Below are 16473 nucleotides of genomic sequence, written 5' to 3'. Positions count from 1 at the left end.
TTTCACCGTCGTCCTGACGGCGACGAAACAAAGAAACTCACAGGAGGATCCGATGGATCTCGCATTCACTAGGGAAGAGCAGGCGTTTCGCGAGGAAGTGCGTTCATTCTTCCGCGACAACGTGCCGCCGGATACGCGGCGCAAGCTGGTCGAGGGCCGTCACCTCTCGAAGGACGAGATGGTGACGTGGTGGCGCATCCTCAACAAGAAGGGCTGGGGCGTCAGCCATTGGCCCAAGCAGTATGGCGGCACCGGCTGGACCTCCGTGCAGCACTACATCTTCAACGAGGAGCTGCAGTCCTATCCGGCGCCGCAGCCGCTCGCCTTCGGCGTCAGCATGGTCGGTCCTGTGATCTACACCTTCGGCAACGAAGAGCAGAAGAAGCAGTATTTGCCGCGCATCGCCAATGTCGACGACTGGTGGTGCCAGGGCTTCTCCGAGCCCGGCTCCGGCTCCGACCTCGCTTCGCTCAAGACCAAGGCCGAGCGCAAGGGCGACAAGTGGATCATCAACGGCCAGAAGACCTGGACCACGCTGGCCCAGCACGCCGACATGATCTTCTGCCTCTGCCGCACCGACCCCTCCGCCAAGAAGCAGATGGGCATCTCCTTCATCGTCTTCAGCATGAAGTCGAAGGGCGTCACCGTGCGTCCGATCCAGACCATCGACGGCGGCGTCGAGGTCAACGAGGTGTTCTTCGACGACGTCGAGGTGCCCATCGAGAACCTGATCGGCGAAGAGAACAAGGGCTGGGACTACGCCAAATTCCTGCTCGGCAATGAGCGCACCGGCATTGCCCGGGTCGGCGTCTCCAAGGAGCGGCTGCGCCGCATCCGCGATTTGGCCGGCAAGGTCGAATCCGGCGGCAAGCCGATCATCCAGGACGCCGCGTTCCGCGAGAAGCTCGCCGCCTGCGAGATCGAGCTGAAGGCGCTCGAGCTGACGCAGCTCCGTGTCGTCGCCGACGAAGGCAAGCACGGCAAGGGCAAGCCCAATCCGGCGTCCTCGGTGCTGAAGATCAAGGGCTCCGAGATCCAGCAGACCACCACCGAGCTCTTGATGGAAGTGATCGGTCCGTTCGCAGCACCCTACGACGTGCACGGCGACGACGGCTCGAACGAAGCCATGGAGTGGACCGCCCAGATCGCGCCGAGCTACTTCAACAACCGCAAGGTCTCGATCTACGGCGGCTCCAACGAGATCCAGCGCAACATCATCGCCAAGGCGGTGCTGGGGCTCTAGGCGTCATTCCGGGGCGCGCGCAGCGCGAGCCCGGAATCCATAGCCACGATCGGGAGTATGGATCCCGGGCTCGCGCGATGCGCGCCCCGGGATGACGAAGCCAGATAATTTCGGGTACGAGGAACCAAAGAAATGGATTTTGATCTGAACGAGGAGCAACGGCTTCTCAAGGAAAGCATCGACGGCCTGCTGACCGATTCCTACGATTTCGAGAGCCGCAAGAAGTACATGAAGGAGAAGGGCGGCTGGAGCCAGGCCGTCTGGGGCAAGCTCGCCGAGCAGGGCCTGCTCGGTCTGCCGTTCACGGAGGCCGATGGCGGCTTCGGCGGCGGCGGTGTCGAGACCATGATCGTGATGGAAGCGCTCGGCAAGGCGCTGGTGCTCGAGCCGTATCTGGCAACGGTCGTGATCGGCGGCGGCTTCCTGCGCCACGCCGGCTCCGATGCGCAGAAGGCCGCGCATGTGCCCGGGATCATCGACGGCAGCAAGACGCTGGCGTTCGCCCAGCTCGAGAAGAACTCGCGCTACGATCTCTTCGACGTCTCGACGACGGCAAAGAAGAAGGGCGACGGCTGGGTGATCGACGGCGAAAAGTTCGTCGTGCTCAACGGCGAGAATGCGGAGACCCTGATCGTCACCGCCCGCACCAAGGGCGACCGCCGCGACAAGTCCGGGATCGGCGTGTTCCTGGTGCCGGCGAGCGCCAGGGGCGTGACCAAGAAGTCGTATCCGACGCAGGACGGCCTGCACGCCGCCGACATCACCTTCACCGGCGTCGAGGTCGGTGCCGATGCGGTGCTCGGCAATTCCGACGACTCGCTCGCGCTCATCGAACGTGTCGTCGACGAAGCCCGCATCGCGCTCTGCGCCGAGGCCGTCGGCCTGATGGACGAATCGCTCAAGACCACGGTCGAGTACATCAAGACGCGCAAGCAGTTTGGCGTCGCGATCGGATCGTTCCAGTCGCTCCAGCACCGCGCCTCCGACATGTTCGTCGCCGCCGAGCAGGCGCGATCGATGTCGATGTTCGCGACCATGGCCGGCGATTTCGAGGACGCCAAGGAGCGTTCCAACGCCATCGCCGCGGCCAAGGTGCAGATCGGCAAGTCGCTGAAGTTCGTCGGACAGCAGGCGATCCAGCTCCACGGCGGCATCGGCATGACCATGGAGGCGAAGATCGGCCACTACTTCAAGCGCCTCACCATGATCGAGAACAGCTTTGGCGACACCGACTACCACCAGCGCCGCGTCGCGGATGGGAGCGGGTTGATCTGAGTTGATCGAGGCCACGCGAAGACTGTCATGCCCCGGCTTGACCGGGGCATCCAGTACTCCGCGGCGGCAGTTCGTTCACGCAACTTCAGCCGCGGAGTACTGGATCGCCCGGTCAAGCCGGGCGATGACACCGAACAAGCGGACGTAGCGGAGCCCAACAACAATGAAAAACACCCCGTTCGATCTCACCGGCAAGGTCGCAATCGTCACCGGCTCCAGCCGCGGCATCGGCCGCTCCTCGGCGGAACTGCTGGCAAAGCTCGGCGCCAAGGTCGTGGTGTCATCGCGGAAAGCGGAGGCCTGCAAGGAAGTCGCCGACGGCATCATCGCGGCTGGTGGTGATGCCATCGTCATTCCCTGCAACATCGCGCGCAAGGCCGAGGTCGAGGCGCTGATCTCGGGCACGATCAAGCACTACGGCAAGATCGACATCCTCGTCTGCAACGCCGCGGTGAATCCGTATTACGGCCCGCTGCTCGACATCACCGACGAGGCCTTCGACAAGATCATGGGCAGCAACGTCAAGAGCAACATCTGGCTCTCCGCGCTGGCGATCCCGCAAATGGCCGAGCGCGGCTACGGCTCCGTCGTCATCATCTCCTCGATCGGGGGGCTGCGCGGCTCGACCGTGATCGGCGCCTACGGCATCTCCAAGGCCGCCGACTTCGCGCTGTGCCGCTCGCTCGCCGGCGAATGGGGCCCGAAAGGCGTCCGCGTCAACTGCATCGCGCCCGGCCTGGTCAAGACCGATTTCGCCCGCGCGCTGTGGGAAGACGAAGCCAACCTCAAGCGCCGCACCGCCACCACGCCCCTTCGCCGCATCGGCGAACCCGACGAAATCGCCGGCGCCGTCGCCTATCTCGCCTCCGACGCGTCGAGCTTCATGACTGGCCAGATCATCGTCATCGACGGCGGCGTGACGACGGCCGCGGTGTAGCCGTCACACCACTTGCAATTGCATCGTGGCGGCGCTTCGCTTACCCTCCCCTGGAGGGGGAGGGTCGCTCGCGCAAAGCGCGAGCGGGGTGGGGTGAAGCCACGCAAATGGTCTCAACATCGATCCGACGTTCTGCCGCGAAGAAGCTTCGGGCGAACACCACGCCGCACGAACGAATGTTGTGGCGCGCCCTCAAGGACCTCCCGATGGACGGCTCACACTTTCGCCGGCAAACGCCGATCGGGCCCTACGTCGTCGACTTCTTCTGCCCGGCCAAGCGGCTGATCATCGAGCTCGATGGCGGACACCACAACGAAGACGAGACGGCCGCGCGAGATCACGCGCGGCAGAGCTGGCTGGAGAACGAAGGCTATCGCGTCATCCGATTCTGGAATTCGGAGATCACGAGCGATCTGACTGCGGTGCTCGAACGCATCTATGTTGAGCTGTACGGATCGCGCGAAGCAGAAGCCACCCCGTTGAAGCACCGCCGAACCTAACGTTTGGACGATGCCTCTCTTACCCTCCCCTGGAGGGGGAGGGTCGCTGCGCATGTAATGCGCAGCGGGGTGGGGTGACAGACCATCCGCGAATGCGATGCTTCCAAATGTGCGGCGACGTTCGTTCCGTCGACGCAAGTGAGGCCGTCTCTGTGGCTTCACCCCACCCCGCCCGCGCTTTGCGCGGTCGACCCTCCCCCTCCAGGGGAGGGTAAGGATCGTGCCCCGCATCCAATCTTGACCTTGCCGCCCTAATCCGCTCCCTTTGGCGCGACACAATGATCCCCCATGGGATAACGCCAAGGTAAGCTTCCATGTCTTTCGTCCTCGCCATCGACCAGGGCACCACCTCTTCGCGTGCCATCGTTTTTCGCAGTGACATCTCGATTGCCGCCCGCGCGCAGCAGGAGTTTCCGCAGCATTTTCCGGCCTCGGGCTGGGTCGAGCACGAGCCGGAGGACATCTGGACCTCGACCGTGATGGTCTGCCGAGACGCGATCGAGCAGGCCGGCATCACCGCAAAGGACATTGCGGCGATCGGCATCACCAACCAGCGCGAGACCACCGTGGTGTGGGACCGCGCCACGGGCCAGGCCGTGCACCGCGCCATCGTCTGGCAGGACCGCCGCACCGCTGACATCTGCGCGAAACTCAAGGCAGACGGCCGCGAGCCCGTGATCTCGCAGAAGACCGGCCTGATCATCGATCCCTATTTCTCCGGCACCAAGGTCGCCTGGATCCTGGACCACGTCCCCGGCGCGCGGGCGCGTGCCGCGCGTGGCGAGCTGATGTTCGGCACCGTCGATTGCTATCTGCTCTGGCGTCTCACCGGCGGCAAGGTGCACGCCACCGACGCCACCAACGCCTCGCGCACGCTGCTGTTCAACATCCACACCGGCCAATGGGACGACGAGCTCTTGGAGATCATCGGCGTGCCGCGCTCGATGCTCCCCGAGGTCAAGGACTCCTCTGCCCATTTCGGCGAGAGCACGCCAGACTTGTTCGGCGGCGCGATCGCGATCTCCGGCATCGCCGGCGACCAGCAGGCCGCGACCATCGGTCAGGCCTGCTTCCGGCCGGGCATGATGAAGTCGACCTACGGCACCGGCTGCTTCGCCCTGCTCAACACCGGCACCACGCCGGTCGTCTCCAAGAACAAGTTGCTCACCACCATTGCCTATCAGCTCGACGGCAAACGCACCTACGCGCTCGAAGGCTCGATCTTCGTCGCAGGCTCGGCGGTGCAGTGGCTGCGCGACGGCCTCGGCATCATCAAGCACGCCGCCGAGACCGGACCTCTCGCCGATCAGTCCGATTCCATGCAGAGCGTCTATCTGGTCCCGGCCTTCGTCGGCATGGGCGCGCCCTACTGGAATCCGCGCGTGCGCGGCGCGCTGTTCGGCCTCACCCGCAACACCGGCCCGGCCGAGCTCGCGCACGCCGCGCTGGAGAGCGTGTGTTACCAGACCTTCGACCTCTGGGCCGCGATGCGCGCGGACTGGCCGAGCTCGGAAGTCGCGAGCGTCGTGCTGCGCGTCGACGGCGGCATGACCGCCTCCGACTGGACCATGCAGCGCCTCGCCGATCTCTTGGACGCACCGGTCGACCGTCCCGTGATCCAGGAGACCACCGCGTTGGGCGCGGCCTATCTCGCCGGCCTCCAGGCGGGCGTCTATCCCGAGCCGACGAAGTTCGCCGACAATTGGCGCCTCGAGCATCGCTTCAAGCCGAACATGAGCCAGGCGACGCGCGAGCGGAAGCTTGCGGGCTGGGCGCGCGCGGTGAAAGGCGTGCTCGCGAGCGACGAGGGAGAAGGATAGGCGGATTCTTGTAGCCCGGATGGAGCGTAGCGCAATCCGGGGTTTTCTCCACGAGTAAGATTCCCGGATTACGCTTCGCTCCATCCGGGCTACGGACTAAAATAACAACAACGGGAGAAGACAATGAACACGGATCTCAACCGGGTCATCCAAAAGCTCTGCGGCGCAGCGATCTGCGCCGCGCTGCTGACCTCGACGGCCATCGCGCGCGACAAGCCGAATCCGCTCGGAAGCGCGCGGCAGCTCAAGACCGATGTCGCCGGCCTCGACGCCCCCGCCCAGATCCTGGTCGACGTCTGGGGCATTCCGCATATCTATGCCGGCAACGAGCACGACCTGTTCTTCCTGCAAGGCTTCAACGCCGCGCGCGACCGGCTCTGGCAGATCGATCTCTGGCGCAAGCGCGGGCTGGGCCTGCTCGCAAAGGATTTCGGCCCGGCCTATGCCGAGCAGGACAAGGCGCTGCGGCTGTTCCTCTATCGCGGCGACATGAACGCGGAGTGGGCGGCCTACGGCCCCAAGGCGAAGACCTATGCGGACGCGTTTGTCGCAGGCGTCAATGCCTATGTCGCCGATGTGCGCGCGGGAAAACGTCCGCTGCCGATCGAGTTCAGGATCGCCGGCACGATGCCTGATGCGTGGACGGCGGATGACGTCGTCCGCATTCGCAGCCACGGCCTGACGCGCAATGTCGCCTCCGAGGTCAAGCGCTCGCTGGTCGCCTGCACGGCCGGCCTCGATGCCGATCGTTTCCGCGTCAAGCTCGAGCCAGCATGGACGACGAAAGTGCCTGATGGTCTCGATCCCTGCAGCGTGCCGAAGGCCGTGCTCGCGGCCTACGATCTCGCGACGCGCCCCGTGGCCTTCGCGGCACCGAAGGACAAGCAGGCCGCAGTCACGCACGATCCCGACAAATACCTCACCGAGGCCGACCAGCAGCGCGACACCATCGGCTCCAACAATTGGGTGATCGCGGCCTCGCGCACCGCGACGGGCCGCCCGATCCTCGCCAACGATCCGCATCGCGAGCACAGCGTGCCCTCGCTGCGCTACATCGTCGGCCTCAATGCGCCCGGCCTCTCGGTGATCGGTGCCGGCGAGCCGGCGCTGCCCGGCATCTCGATCGGCCACAACGGCACCATCGCGTTCGGCCTCACCATCTTCAACGTCGACCAGGAAGACCTCTACGTCTACGAGCTCAATCCGCAAAACCCCAACCAGTACCGCTACGGCAATGGCTGGGAAGATATGCGCATCGTCCACGAGACCGAACAGGTCAAAGGCGAGGCCGATCGCGACCTCGAGCTGAAATTCACCCGCCACGGCCCCGTCATCTTCGTCGACGACGCGAACAAACGCGCCTTCGCGGTCCGCTCGATCTGGTTCGAGCCCGGCACGTCCGCCTATTTCGGTTCCTCCGACTACATGACCGCGAAGGACTGGAATGGCTTCCTCGCCGCCATGCGGCGCTGGGGCGCGCCGTCGGAGAACCAGGTCTATGCCGACACCCGCGGCAATATCGGTTGGGTTGCCGCCGGCAAGACGCCGCGTCGCGCCAACTTCGACGGCCTGATGCCGGTGCCTGGCGACGGCCGCTATGAGTAGCAGGGCTTTCTCTCGCTCGACGAATTGCCGAAAGCCTATCAGCCCAAGCAGGGCTTTCTCGCCACCGCCAACCAGATGAACCTGCCGGCCGATTACCCGATAGCCGAACGCAGGGTCGGATTCGAATGGTCCGACAGCGCGCGCTGGCAACGCATCACCGAGGTGCTCGCGGCCAACAGCAAGGTGACGCTCGCCGACGCCATGGATTTGCAGAACGACGACACCGCGATGCTGGGGCGGCGCCTCGTCAAGCTGTTGCAGCCGCTCACCTCCGACGATCCCAATGTGAAGAAGGGTCTCGATCTGCTCAAGCCATGGGACGCGCGCGATGCCGCCGACAGCGCGGCAGCCGCCGTGTTCGAGGTCTGGATCGCCAATCATCTTGGGCCGGTGCTGCTGAAGACCACGGCGCCCAAGGCCGCCGATCTGATCGCGCCGGAGGCGTCGAGCATTTCGGCGCTGGTCGCCTATCTGGAATCTCCCGATGCGTCGTTCGGCGCCGATCCCGCTGCCGCGCGCGACCAGATCCTGCGCGACAGCCTCGGCGCCGCGGTGGCTGACGTCACGGGCAAGCTCGGGCCGGATGCCTCGACCTGGCGCTGGGGCCGGCTGCATGTCGCGAAATTCGACCATGCGCTGATGCCGCTCGCCGACAAGGCGACCGCCGCGCAGCTCTCGGTCGGCCCGCTCGCCTATGGCGGTGCCGCCAATGTGCCGCGCGCGGCCACCTACCGCCGCGCCGATTACCAGCTGTTCGCCGGCGCATCGTTCCGCATGGTGCTCGACGTCGGCAATTGGGATGCGAGCCGCACCATCAACACGCCTGGTCAATCCGGCGATCCCTTCAGCGCCCATTATCGCGACCTCGCGCCGCTCTGGGCAACGGGCCAATATGTCCCGCTGCTCTACAGCCGCCCGGCCGTCGAAGCCGCGACCGCGGAAGCAATCACGCTGACGCCGCGATGAGCGACTTGTTGGCTGGAGAGTGCCGGAAGAGCGCGGCCTGCATGGTTCGGGACGCCCGCTTAGGCGGGCTCCCCACCCATGAGGCTCTAATATCTCGCCGCGAAACGCGACATCATCCTGAGGGCCCGCCGTAGGCGGGCGTCTCGAAGGGTGGGCCGCAAGCGAGCTGTTCGCCATGTCTTTCCGAGAGGCCCCATGATCATCCCCGACGGCTATTCCGACATCCCCGCCGGCAAGATCGCTGCGGTCGTCACCCATCTGGAGATGACCGCACCTCCCGCGCGCCGCGACGATCCTCCAGGCGCGTGGTCCTTGCGCAAGGTCGACGCGCCCGCGCTTCATTGGTATCGCGATCTCCATCGCCGCGTCGGCGAGGAGTGGCTGTGGTTCTCGCGTGCGCGCCTGAATGATGCGGAGCTCGCCGCGATCATCCACGCAGCGGGCATCGAGGTCTATGCCTTGGTCGTGGACGGCCGCGACGAAGGCCTGCTAAAGCTGGATTTCCGCGAGGCCGGCCAGTGCGAGCTGGTCTATTTCGGCGTCACCGGTAGCTTGATCGGCACGGGCGCCGCGCGCTTCCTGATGAACCGCGCGCTTGAGATTGCGTGGTCACGTGACGTTCGCCGCGTCTGGGTGCACACCTGCACCTTCGATCACCCGTCCGCCGTTGCGTTCTACCAGCGCTCGGGATTTCGTGCGTTCCGTCGCCAGATCGAGGTGGCCGATGATCCGCGCCTCGATGGAACGGCATCGCCGACGGCGGCGAGGCATGTGCCGATCATTGAGTAATGCCGGGCTACGCGCCCTCAATAATTATACCGCACGCCAAAGCTGAACCCCTGCGCAAGCAGGTTCGTCGTGTTGAGCACCGGCCTGGGCCGGTTCGGCCCGCCGCCGGCCGGCGGTGGTGTGAGGTTCGGATTGACGGTGGTGTCGATCAGCCCGCCGGCGCGCTGTACGCCGGTCCAGTACATCACGTCGTAGCCGGCGATCAGCCGCCAGCCGGGCGCAACCTGATATCCCGCCTTCAACGACAGCTCCGGCACCACGGCGAAGCGGGTTTGGTCGTAATGGCCTATATTGCTCGACAGCGCGAGGAAGCCGCCGGGGGCCGTCGTGGTGACGCCGGCCACGGTCGAGGCGGTCGAGCCCGAAATGTCGGCACTGTTGAGATTGGCGCCGAGCGCCACCTTGCCGCGCCACTCCAGCGACCACGGGCCATTGCGCCAGTCGCCGGTAAGGCCGAGATCGAGGCCGTGGAAATTGCTCGACGCCTTGAAATTGTCGGTGGGGCTGAAGGTGCCGAAGGCAAGAATGGTCGCGGTATTGGAGATCGTCAGCGTGTCGGTCGACCGCAGATAGCGATAGCCAACCAGCGCGCTGACGCGCTGTCCGCTCCACGCGCCGAGATCCCAGCGATAGAGCGCGCCGGCGCCGAGCAGGCGCGAGGTTTCGCTCGCGCTGGCGCTGCCGGTGGCCAGCCCCGGAAATCCCGCGATCAGCGCGTCGGGAAATCCCGTCAGCGCATTGGTGAATGGCCGTGCCAGGATCGGATTGGCATTGGTGTCGGTCGCAAATCCGGTCGAGAGATTCTCCAGCCCGAAGAACGAGGCTTCGATGCCGCGGCTGCGCTGCGGATCGAACCAGTAGCCGGCGGTGATGCGCCCGCCCGAACGCCAGTCGTTGTTCACACTGGAATTGCCGAACAGCACGGTCGTCGTGGGCTGGCCGAGCACGCCGACAACTCCCAGCGGCGTGCCGACCGGGCTCGTGGTCACCAGCGCCGGCAGCTTGTCGCCCGTCACGCTCCAGGCAAGGTAGTCGGCCTCGGCCCAGAACGGATTGAAGTCGGCAGGTTTGGGCGGCGCCTTCATCGGCAGATCGGCTGCTGACGTGACGTCGGGCACGATCGCCGTAAGAGCCAGGCCGACCGCTGCCGCTCTCAATGCCCGCCGATTCATTTGGCTTCCCTCTGGGTCCGCGGAATGAACCATGCGACAATTTGTTCGGCAAGCTGGAGTTGAGGCGGTGCCGAGACGAAAATGTGTAGCTGTTGCCGTTGGGCACCGCTCGCTGGCTGTGTCGTTCGATAATAGCCTTGTGAAGAAGGTGAATGGCCGGCTTCGAGCCCCGGCACTGACTAGTGAGCGAGAACCATGTTCCTGATTGGCCAATACGATTCTCCCTTCGTCCGCCGTGTCGCGATCGCGCTGCGGCTCTACGGCCTCGCCTTTGAGCACCGGCCATGGTCCACCTTCGGCGACGCCGACAAGATCGCGCCGTATAATCCGCTGCGCCGCGTGCCGACGCTGGTGCTCGACGATGGCGAGGCGCTGATCGAGAGCACTATCATCCTCGATTATCTCGACGAACTCGTAGGTGCAGAGAAGGCGATGCTGCCGCGCGGCGGCGCCGAGCGGCGAAAGCATTTGCGGATCTGCGCACTCGCCACCGGCCTCGGCGACAAGGCGGTGAGCCTGCTCTATGAGCGCGTGCTGCGGAAGGAGCAGCTTGCGCTGTGGGTCGAGCGCTGCCAGGCGCAGATCACCGACGTGCTGAAAGTGCTCGAAGCCGAACGCGCCGGGGTGACGACGCCGTATTGGCTGGGCGGCCGGATCGGCCACGCCGACATTGCGGTTGCCTGCGTCGTCCGCTTCACCCGCGAGGCACATCCGCAGCTGTTCGAGCCGTCGCGCTATCCGGCGCTGTCGGCTCACGCCGAGCGCTGCGAGGCGCTGGCGCCGTTCGGGGAGATCGTGCAGCCGCTGGCCCCGCCGAAGGGGTGTGAAAGCGCGCCGTCCTATCTCCTGTTGCAGGGCCTGATCTCACCCGCTGCGGACTTCAGGACGATCGGATTTGGCGACAGCCTTATGCCGAAGAACAATTGAGAGCCGGACACCTTGTCGTCCGATCCCTGGTGGGCGTCCAGCTCGAGCTTCGCCGCGATCTCGGATGTCAGCTTGGCCCGCTCCTCCATCGAAATCGTGTTGTGATATTTGATCTCGTAGACGACGTCGGCTTCCAGCACGGACCGCGTCTGGCAGACCACTCCGCCGCTCGAAAGGTTCAGGGCGATCGCGTCCTCGCATTCGGCCTTCAGCAACGCATTGCGGGTCGATATCAGCGACTCGTCGGAAATCAGGAGAATGTTGGCGTTCTCGAGCTTGAGGTGAATTGAATCAACTTGCTGCATTCCGGCGACCGCCGACAGCTTGTCCCTGACCTGCGCGGACACGTCGAGATTCTTCTCGAGCGACTGCTTCAGGTCCCGGTCCACGGTCGGTGATTTCCGGATCTTGTCGGCCAGCAGCGCGGGGTCGATATCGCAGGTCGGATGCAGCTCCAGCCGGCCATTGCTCAGGTATTCGATCGTGTTGATGGTGCCGGGACCGCCGAACGTGCTCGGCGGGACCACCTCGAAATATCCGGTCTCGGAGAGGATGGCCGTGATCGTCTGTTTCTTTCGCGGGAACCCGACCCAGGCTGCAACCATCACCAGGCCGATCGCGACAAAGACGAGGCTACCAAGCCAAAGCCATTTGCGACTTGCTACTTTCGCGGGCAGCACAACTGGTTTCGTTCGCCGCATGGCACGTAGCCTTTCGGACAGTCAGCCGCGGCAATCGTAGGCAGCACGACAAGGGCGATCGCGGCGACGAACAGTGCAATGAACTGGTTCATATGCTCGATCCCAAGCAAACCATCGGTTTGAAGGTAGTAGACCGATAGAGTATCGAATCAAGGTTGAGCGGACAAGTGAACGAGTTCACACCGCCCGGTTCCTGCGCGAAATTGCCGGTGACCCGAATTCCGGACCGCGACTCGTCCTGGTGGTGTGTCAGAAAGGAGCAGGCCGCTCTTTGCGTCGCGCACTGCCGGTTGTTGCGAGGCGCAGGCGCCGTCCAGGGAGATCGTGCAGCCGGCGCTGCCGAATGAGTGAGGTCTCTACCCTCCCCTGGAGGGGGAGGGTCGTTCGCGCGAAGCGCGAGCGGGGTGGGGTGACCTCTCAACACGGGTAGTGTTCGCGCGGAGAGACCGTCACCCACCTCGGTCCGCATTCCCGGTTCGCTGCATGCGAAATCCCCCTCCAGGGGAGGATGGGGACGCGCGTGTGGCATCGATCGGCACGGCAGGCGATGATGGAATATTACCGGTGTTTTGCCCGACGGAGCAAGCCGTTTCGGCAAGACCGAAATTTCTCAACCCTTTCAACCCCACCTCTACTGTACATGGGGTTGTTTTTCACTTTTTAGTCTTGGGAAGCGAAGGCGGGCTTACCCCGCCCCCGCGCGCTTCTTCTGCCAGACGAGATGCACCGCGCAGGTGCAGCCGGGCGGATGCGAGGCGAGGTCCTTCGACGTCTCGTCGTTCGCGGGCGTTGCCACGAAGGCCTTGTCGGTCTGCTGCGACGGGATGTAGTTCAGCACCGGCGCGAGCCAGCGCTCGGTTTCCGCCACCGTCATGCCCTTGCGTGCGGCATAGTCCTCGACCTGGTCACGCTCGATCTTGCCGACGCCGAAATAATAGCTCTCGGGGTTCGCGAAATAGAGCCCGGACACGGAAGAGCCCGGCCACATCGCAAAGCTCTCGGTCAGCTTCACGCCGGCAGTCGCTTCCGCGTCGAGCAGCTCGAACAGCGTCGCCTTCTCGGTGTGATCGGGTTGCGCGGGATAGCCGGGCGCGGGGCGGATGCCCTGGTACTTCTCGAGGATCAGATCGTCGCAGGAGAGTGCTTCGTCCGGCGCGTAGGCCCAGAACTCGCGGCGCGCGCGGGCATGCATGCGTTCAGCGAAGGCTTCGGCGAGACGATCGGCCAAGGCCTTGCACAGGATCGAGGAGTAGTCGTCATTGGCCATCTTGAAGCGGTCGGCGACCACGTCCTCGCCGATGCCGGCTGTGACGACGAAGCCGCCGACATAATCGGGGACGCCGGCGGGCGCGACGAAGTCGGCGAGCGCGGCGTTGAACCGGCCCTCGCGCTTCTCGAGCTGCTGGCGCAGCGTGTGCAGCGTCGCGATCTGCTTGGTCCGGCTTTCGTCGGCATAGAGCACGATGTCGTCGCCCTGCGCATTCGCCGGCCAGAAGCCGACGGTGGCGCGCGCCCTGAACCACTTTTCTTTGACGATCAGGTCGAGCATTTTGCGCGCATCGTCATAGAGCGAGCGCGCGACCTCGCCGACCTTGGAGTCATCGAGGATGGCGGGGAAGCGGCCGGCGAGCTCCCAGGTCTGGAAGAACGGCGTCCAGTCGATATAGGGCACGAGCTCGGCGAGATCGTATTCGTCAAAGCTGCGGATGCCCAAGAAGGTCGGCTTCACCGGCTTGTTCGCGGCGAAGTCGACCGGCACGCGGTTGGCGCGCGCGGCCGCGAGCTTCAGGCGCTTCTTGTCGGCCTGCGCGCGCAGATGCGCGGCCGAGATTTTTGCGTATTCGGCGCGCACCTCGGCAGCATAAGCCTCGCGCTTCTCCGGCGAGAGCAAGGAGGAGGCAACGCCGACGGCGCGGCTGGCGTCATTCACATGCACGACGGGACCGGCGCGATAGCTCGGGTCGATCTTGACCGCCGTGTGCACGCGGCTCGTGGTGGCGCCGCCGATCAAGAGCGGCAGCTTCAAACCTTCGCGCTGCAATTCACCGGCGAAGAACGCCATCTCGTCGAGTGAGGGCGTGATCAGGCCTGATAGCCCGACGATGTCAGCCTTCTCCGCCTTCACGGTCTCGACGATCTTGGCCGCCGGCACCATCACGCCGAGGTCGATGACCTCGAAATTGTTGCACTGGAGCACGATGCCGACGATGTTCTTGCCGATGTCGTGGACGTCGCCCTTGACGGTCGCGAGCACGATCTTGCCGGCGGAAGATGAACCTTCGGCGCCGATGCCGTTGGCGAGGTTGCGCGCCTTCTCTTCCTCCATGAACGGCATCAGCCACGCCACCGCCTGCTTCATCACGCGGGCGGACTTCACCACCTGCGGCAGGAACATCTTGCCGTCGCCGAAGAGGTCGCCGACCACGTTCATGCCGGCCATCAGCGGGCCCTCGATCACGTCGAGCGGACGCTTGGATGCCTTGCGGGCCTCCTCGGTGTCCACTTCGATGAATTCGGTGATGCCGTGCACCAGCGAATGCGACAGCCGCTTCGCCACCGGCCATTCGCGCCAGGCGAGGTCGGCTTCCTTGGTCTGGGTCTTGTTGCCGCGGAATTTCTCCGCAAGTGCCAGCAGGCGCTCGGACGCGCCGGGGTCGCGGTTGAGGATGACGTCCTCGCACACCTGGCGCAGCTCGGCATCGATGTCGTCATAGACGATCATCTGCCCGGCATTGACGATGCCCATGTCCATGCCCGCCTTGATGGCGTGATACAGGAACACCGAGTGCATGGCTTCGCGCACCGGCTCGTTGCCGCGGAACGAGAACGACAGATTGGAGACGCCGCCGGAAATATGCGCGTGCGGCAGGTTCTGGCGGATCCAGCGCGTCGCCTCGATGAAGTCGACGCCGTAATTGTTGTGCTCTTCGATGCCGGTCGCGATCGCGAAGATGTTCGGATCGAAGATGATGTCTTCCGGTGGGAAGCCGACGCGGTCCACCAGGATGTCGTAGGCGCGCTTGCAGATCTCGGTCTTGCGCGCGAACGTATCAGCCTGGCCGACTTCGTCGAACGCCATCACCACGACGGCCGCACCATGGCGCCGGGCGATCTTCGCCTCGTGAATGAACTTCTCCTCGCCCTCCTTCATCGAGATCGAGTTGACGACCGGCTTGCCCTGCACGCATTTCAGGCCGGCCTCGATCACCAAGAATTTCGAGGAATCGACCATCACGGGGACGCGGGCGATGTCGGGTTCGGCCGCGACGAGGTTGAGGAAGGTCACCATCGCGGCTTCCGAATCCAGAAGTCCTTCGTCCATGTTGACGTCGATGATCTGCGCACCGTTCTCGACCTGGTCGCGGGCGACCTGCAGCGCGGCGGTGTAGTCGCCGGCGGTGATCAGCTTGCGGAAGCGAGCGGAGCCGGTGACGTTGGTGCGCTCGCCGACGTTCACGAACGGGATGGCGTCCGTCAGGATGAACGGCTCGAGGCCGGAGAGGCGCAGGCGCGGTTCGATTTCCGGCACAATGCGCGGCTTGTGCGGGGCGACGGCCGCCGCGATCGCCGCGATATGGTCCGGCGTGGTGCCGCAGCAGCCGCCGACGATGTTGACGAGGCCATCGCGCGCGAACTCGCCGACCAGGCGCGCCATGTATTCCGGGGTCTCGTCGTACTGGCCGAATTCGTTGGGCAGGCCGGCGTTCGGATAGGCACACACCAGCGTGTCGGCGACGCGGCCGATATCGGCGATATGCGCGCGCAGATCTTCCGCGCCGAGCGCGCAGTTGAAGCCGATGGTGACGGGTTTTGCGTGCCGCACCGAATTCCAGAACGCTTCCGGCATCTGGCCCGAGAGGAGGCGGCCGGATTTGTCGGTGATGGTGCCCGACACCATCACGGGCACGTCGATGCCGCGCTCTTCGGTGATTTCGGCGATCGCATAGAGCGCCGCCTTGGCGTTCAGCGTGTCGAAGATGGTCTCGACCAGCAGCAGATCGACACCGCCGTCGAGCATGCCGTTGATCTGCTCGCCATAGGATTTGCGCAAATCGTCGAACGTGACGGCCCGGTAGCCGGGATTGGAAACGTCGGGCGAGATCGAGGCGGTGCGGTTGGTCGGGCCGATGGCACCGGCGACGAAGCGCGGCTTGCCGTCCTCGGCCTCGACGCGCCTTGCGGCGTTGCCGGCCAGGCGGGCGCCTTCGCGCGCCATCTCGTAGACGATGTCGGTGAGGTCGTAATCAGCCTGCGCGATCGAGGTCGTCGAGAAGGTGTTGGTCGCGACGATGTCGGCGCCGGCGCGCAAATAGGCGGCGTGGATGTCCTCGATCGCCTGCGGCTGGGTCAGGATCAACAGGTCGTTGTTGCCGCGCAGGTCGCGGTGGAAATCCTTGAAGCGCTCGCCGCGGAAGGCGGCCTCGTCGAACTGCAGGTTCTGGATCATCGTGCCCATGGCGCCGTCAAGCACGAGGATGCGCTCGCGCGCGGCATTGAGCAGGGCAGTTCGCTTCGGAGAGGGAGTTACGGTCATTGTC

The 16473-nt window shown here is 64.9% G+C and carries 9 protein-coding genes and 2 pseudogenes; 8 read left to right on the top strand and 3 right to left on the bottom strand.

The genetic code is table 11. The annotated features are described in order from the left end of the window. Window positions 1–52 precede the first annotated feature (52 nt). From pimC to J4G43_RS46620, 7 genes and pseudogenes are all read left to right on the top strand, one after another. The gene (gene pimC, locus J4G43_RS46650; protein WP_208088861.1) at window positions 53–1243 is read left to right on the top strand and encodes a pimeloyl-CoA dehydrogenase large subunit; all 1191 of its coding nucleotides are present in this window, start codon (window positions 53–55) and stop codon (window positions 1241–1243) included. A 132-nt stretch (window positions 1244–1375) separates the two neighbouring features. Then, entirely contained in the window at window positions 1376–2518 is a 1143-nt protein-coding gene (gene pimD, locus J4G43_RS46645; RefSeq protein ID WP_208088860.1) for a pimeloyl-CoA dehydrogenase small subunit, read from the top strand. A gap of 163 nt (window positions 2519–2681) precedes the next feature. After that, window positions 2682–3455: an SDR family NAD(P)-dependent oxidoreductase gene (locus tag J4G43_RS46640; RefSeq protein WP_208088859.1), complete on the top strand. Its 774-nt coding sequence runs from the start codon at window positions 2682–2684 to the stop codon at window positions 3453–3455. Window positions 3456–3631: 176 nt separating this feature from the next. Further along, a complete protein-coding gene (locus J4G43_RS46635) occupies window positions 3632–3955 on the top strand; it encodes an endonuclease domain-containing protein (protein ID WP_249814902.1) in 324 nt (107 codons plus the stop codon). Between the two features lie 314 nt (window positions 3956–4269). After that, a complete protein-coding gene (gene glpK / locus J4G43_RS46630) occupies window positions 4270–5775 on the top strand; it encodes a glycerol kinase GlpK (protein ID WP_208088857.1) in 1506 nt (501 codons plus the stop codon). Window positions 5776–5898: 123 nt separating this feature from the next. Beyond that, window positions 5899–8346: pseudogene (locus J4G43_RS46625) on the top strand (penicillin acylase family protein). A gap of 195 nt (window positions 8347–8541) precedes the next feature. Continuing rightward, window positions 8542–9135, top strand: a complete 594-nt coding sequence (locus tag J4G43_RS46620; RefSeq protein ID WP_208088856.1) for a GNAT family N-acetyltransferase — start codon at window positions 8542–8544, stop codon at window positions 9133–9135. A 17-nt stretch (window positions 9136–9152) separates the two neighbouring features. Here the strand turns inward: J4G43_RS46620 and J4G43_RS46615 are convergent, their stop codons facing one another. Then, window positions 9153–10307, bottom strand: coding sequence for a BBP7 family outer membrane beta-barrel protein (locus J4G43_RS46615; RefSeq protein ID WP_208088855.1), 1155 nt, complete (start codon window positions 10305–10307; stop codon window positions 9153–9155). 195 nt (window positions 10308–10502) lie between these two features. On the opposite strand from J4G43_RS46615, the pseudogene J4G43_RS46610 reads away from it, so the two are divergent. Then, window positions 10503–11129, top strand: a pseudogene (locus tag J4G43_RS46610) (glutathione S-transferase family protein); the annotation flags it as partial. A gap of 17 nt (window positions 11130–11146) precedes the next feature. On the opposite strand, the gene J4G43_RS46605 reads toward J4G43_RS46610, so the two are convergent. Next, window positions 11147–11935 (bottom strand): hypothetical protein, encoded by a 789-nt coding sequence (locus tag J4G43_RS46605; protein ID WP_208088854.1) that lies wholly within the window; start codon window positions 11933–11935, stop codon window positions 11147–11149. Between the two features lie 685 nt (window positions 11936–12620). After that, complete coding sequence (metH, locus tag J4G43_RS46600; RefSeq protein ID WP_208088853.1) at window positions 12621–16469, bottom strand: methionine synthase; 3849 nt, start codon at window positions 16467–16469, stop codon at window positions 12621–12623. Window positions 16470–16473 lie beyond the last annotated feature (4 nt).

Origin of the sequence: Bradyrhizobium barranii subsp. barranii (assembly GCF_017565645.3) — a bacterium.
GTDB lineage: Bacteria > Pseudomonadota > Alphaproteobacteria > Rhizobiales > Xanthobacteraceae > Bradyrhizobium > Bradyrhizobium barranii.
This window is presented reverse-complemented; position numbering and strand designations above follow the sequence as displayed.

Excerpts from the sequence above, each read along its gene's own strand:
- pimC (WP_208088861.1), top strand. The coding sequence starts at position 53 with ATGGATCTCGCATTCACTAGGGAAGAGCAGGCGTTTCGCGAGGAAGTG.
- pimD (WP_208088860.1), top strand. The coding sequence starts at position 1,376 with ATGGATTTTGATCTGAACGAGGAGCAACGGCTTCTCAAGGAAAGCATC.
- J4G43_RS46640 (WP_208088859.1), top strand. The coding sequence starts at position 2,682 with ATGAAAAACACCCCGTTCGATCTCACCGGCAAGGTCGCAATCGTCACC.
- J4G43_RS46635 (WP_249814902.1), top strand. The coding sequence starts at position 3,632 with ATGTTGTGGCGCGCCCTCAAGGACCTCCCGATGGACGGCTCACACTTT.
- glpK (WP_208088857.1), top strand. The coding sequence starts at position 4,270 with ATGTCTTTCGTCCTCGCCATCGACCAGGGCACCACCTCTTCGCGTGCC.
- J4G43_RS46620 (WP_208088856.1), top strand. The coding sequence starts at position 8,542 with ATGATCATCCCCGACGGCTATTCCGACATCCCCGCCGGCAAGATCGCT.
- J4G43_RS46615 (WP_208088855.1), bottom strand. The coding sequence starts at position 10,307 with ATGAATCGGCGGGCATTGAGAGCGGCAGCGGTCGGCCTGGCTCTTACG.
- J4G43_RS46605 (WP_208088854.1), bottom strand. The coding sequence starts at position 11,935 with ATGCGGCGAACGAAACCAGTTGTGCTGCCCGCGAAAGTAGCAAGTCGC.
- metH (WP_208088853.1), bottom strand. The coding sequence starts at position 16,469 with ATGACCGTAACTCCCTCTCCGAAGCGAACTGCCCTGCTCAATGCCGCG.